We start from the raw sequence: 2,934 nt of genomic DNA, 5'->3' as shown, positions 1-2,934 counted from the left end.
GCGTTGGACCGTGTGCGCGGCGGCGCTGACCTCCACGATGGACATCCGGTCCAGCACCCGGGCCCGGAGCTGCCCCTGGAAGGCTTCCGGCGCTTCGCTGTGCGCGGCCAGCGGTACAAACGACTCGGCCACCAGGTGCCGCCAGTGGTCGAAGGAACCGGCGACGCTGGTGGTGACGTGCTGTGTGGCGGGCGTGGCCGGAGCTCTTACGGGCATGGAAATCCTGACGTGGGACGGGTCCTGGCAAATCCCCCTGCCTGTGTCCTGGGACACAGTCAGCCCAGATTACGTCCGCAGGATCCTTTTTTCAACAGCTGGCGAAAAAAGAATTCCCGGGAATCCGCCCCGCTATTTGTTCCGGCCCCTGGCCGCGACCTTCCAGCGGTCCACCAGGTTGCCGCCACTGACCACCGCAACATCGTCCACCAGGTTGATGGCCAGGCAGACGTGGTTGGGAATGATCCGCAGCCGGTCGCCGAGGGCAGGCAGCGGGTCGGGGCCATACCACTCCACGGTGGCGTGGTGCTCGGAGAGGGCGATGATCCGGGCATCCAGGTGGTCCATCAGCCGGCCGAAACCGCTGGCCCACGCGGGCCTGTCGCTGCCCAGGATCTTGCTGCCGGCGTCGATGATAAAGCGCACGGGGCTGCCCGGTTCGGTCCTGTGGTGGCTGACCACCGTGGCGGCGACGGTCAGCGCGATGTCCGTAAGGGCGCACCGGTCCAGTTCCAGTTGCTGGGCGTCGCCGAAGACGTAGACGCCGGGCCGCACTTCCGTGGCGACCGAGCCGTCGGTGAGCAGCGCCGTGGGCGTGGAGCCGCCGCTGAGGGTGGCGGCGTCGAAGCCGGCGGCAGCGAGGGTTGCCGCGGCCGCGGCCAGCGCGGACTGCTCCTGGGCGGCGGCTGCCGCAGGCATGCCGGGCGCGTAGCTGTGGCCGGGAAAGGTGAAGACCCCCGCCACCTGCAGCCCGGCAGCGGCTGCGGCCTGCGCCACCGCCGCCGCCTCCTGCGGGAGTGTGCCGCTGCGGTGGTGGCCGCTGTCGATTTCGACCAGGACGCTCACGGTTCCCGCTGCTGCGCCCAGTGCGGTGCCCAGCCGGGTGGCGCCGGCCGCCGAATCAACGCCGACGGTCACGGTTGCCTTCTCCGCCAGGAGCCGGAGCCGTTCCGCCTTACCCGCTGATGCCCACAGCGGGTAGGCGATGAAGTGGTTGTCCACGCCGCCTGCTGCAAAGACCTCCGCCTCGCCCACGGTGGCCACCGTCAGTCCGGCCGCCCCGGCAGCGATCTGGCGGGCTGCGATCTCCGGGATCTTGTGCGTCTTGGCGTGCGGCCGAAGGGCCAGGCCCCTGGAGCGCACCGAGGCGGCCATCCGGGCGATGTTCCGGTCCAGGATGTCCACGTCCACCAGGATGTCCGGGGTGTCGATGCTGTGGGGGATGGCCATGGGGGAGCTCCTTCGTGGAAACGGAAAACGGGTGGGGTCAGGCGGCCAGGAGGGCCAGGTAGCCCTCCAGCTGCTCGGCCTGGCCGGCGATGGGGGACCCGGCGGGGGAGAGGGCGGCGGCAATCTGCGCGCCCAGCAGCATGTCCAGGAGCTGGCCCGCCAGGAGTGCGTCGTCCACGGCCGCCCGGATGTCGCCCGCGGCCCGGGCCTCGGCCAGGAGCCGCTGGATGGTGGTGGCCCACTCTGCCATGGACTGCTGGTGGATGCGGGCCTTTTGCGGGTCGTTGACGGCCTTTTGCCAGAACGGGATGACGATCCGGGCCTCGTTGATCCGTTCCTCGTCCAGCGGCAGGACCTCCAGGCAGAAAGCGCGCAGTGCGGCCAGTCCGGTCATGGTGCCCAGGACCCCGGCGACCCGCTGGTTGGTCCGGTTGAACACATGGCTGAAGGCGAATTCCAGCAGGGTGTCCTTGGTGGGGAAGTACGGCTTCAGCGCCCCGTTGGCGAAGCCGGCCTCCAGGGCGATTTCCCGGAGGGTGGCACCTTCAAGCCCGTTGCGGGCGATGATCCGCCAGGTGGCATCGACCAGTTCCAGGCGCCGTTCGTGATGGTCAACTATCTTCGGCACCGCGGCTGCTCCCAGGAAATAGTTTGGCTTCGACTCTTGTGAGCCATGGTACGGAGGTTTATTCTCTACAACTATAGAAAATAAAGCCCGGAGACCCCCAGGGTCCTGACCAAAGGCAGTTCCCATGACACCTGCGCCATCCGCCACAGCAGCCGCGTTCGGCCTGGCCAACGAAGCCGAGATCCTTGCCGCAGCAGCCATCCTCCGGGCATCGGGCCACCTGGAGCCCCACCACCGGATTGCCTACCTTGGCCTTGTGGAACCCGCCGGCCGCAGGGGTGCCCAGGGCGCGGACGACGCCGGCCCAACAGCAGGCGGGCAGCCTGCGGACAGGCGGTTCCGGGCCCTTGTCCACGACATTTCCGGCGGGGCGCCCACCGATGTTGTGGTCTCGGTGACGCACGGGCTGGTGGTGTCCGCCGTGGTGCTGGATACCTCGCTGACCGGTGAACTGCCGGTCCTGGAAGAGGAATTCGGGCTGGTGGAAGACCTGCTGGCCGGCGACGAACGCTGGCTCAAGGCGCTCGCTGACCGCGGTTTGGACGTGGCCAGGGTCCGCGTGGCCCCGCTGTCCGCCGGTGTCTTCGACTACCCGGAGGAAAAAGGCCGCCGGATCCTGCGCGGTCTGGCCTTTGTGCAGGATTTCCCCGGCGACAGCGCCTGGGCGCACCCTGTGGACGGCCTGGTGGCCTACGTGGACGTGGTCAGCAAGGAGGTCACCCGGGTACTCGACCTGGGGGCCATGCCCGTTCCGGCTGAGCACGGAAACTACACGGATCCGGAACTGACCGGCCCGTTGCGCACCACGCAGAAACCGATCAGCATCACCCAGCCCGAAGGCCCCAGCTTCACGGTGGCCA

The 2,934-nt window shown here is 68.7% G+C and carries 2 protein-coding genes and 2 pseudogenes; 1 reads left to right on the top strand and 3 read right to left on the bottom strand.

The window, feature by feature from the left end:
• From ASF72_RS20845 to ASF72_RS00715, 3 genes and pseudogenes are all read right to left on the bottom strand, one after another.
• Nucleotides 1-216, bottom strand: a pseudogene (locus ASF72_RS20845) (AraC family transcriptional regulator); the annotation flags it as partial.
• Nucleotides 217-348: 132 nt separating this feature from the next.
• A complete protein-coding gene (locus ASF72_RS00720; RefSeq protein WP_056595644.1) occupies nucleotides 349-1,446 on the bottom strand; it encodes an alanine racemase in 1,098 nt (365 codons plus the stop codon).
• Between the two features lie 37 nt (nucleotides 1,447-1,483).
• Entirely contained in the window at nucleotides 1,484-2,074 is a 591-nt protein-coding gene (locus ASF72_RS00715) for a TetR/AcrR family transcriptional regulator (RefSeq protein ID WP_056595641.1), read from the bottom strand.
• A 124-nt stretch (nucleotides 2,075-2,198) separates the two neighbouring features.
• Here ASF72_RS00715 and ASF72_RS20840 point away from each other — a divergent pair.
• Nucleotides 2,199-2,934 (top strand): annotated as a pseudogene (locus ASF72_RS20840) (primary-amine oxidase); the annotation flags it as partial.

The organism is Arthrobacter sp. Leaf141 (genome assembly GCF_001424565.1).
Lineage (GTDB): Bacteria > Actinomycetota > Actinomycetes > Actinomycetales > Micrococcaceae > Arthrobacter.
The sequence above is the reverse complement of the archived record's forward strand: the minus strand, read 5'-3'. Positions and strand labels throughout refer to the sequence as shown.

Excerpts from the sequence above, each read along its gene's own strand:
- ASF72_RS00720 (WP_056595644.1), bottom strand. The coding sequence starts at position 1,446 with ATGGCCATCCCCCACAGCATCGACACCCCGGACATCCTGGTGGACGTG.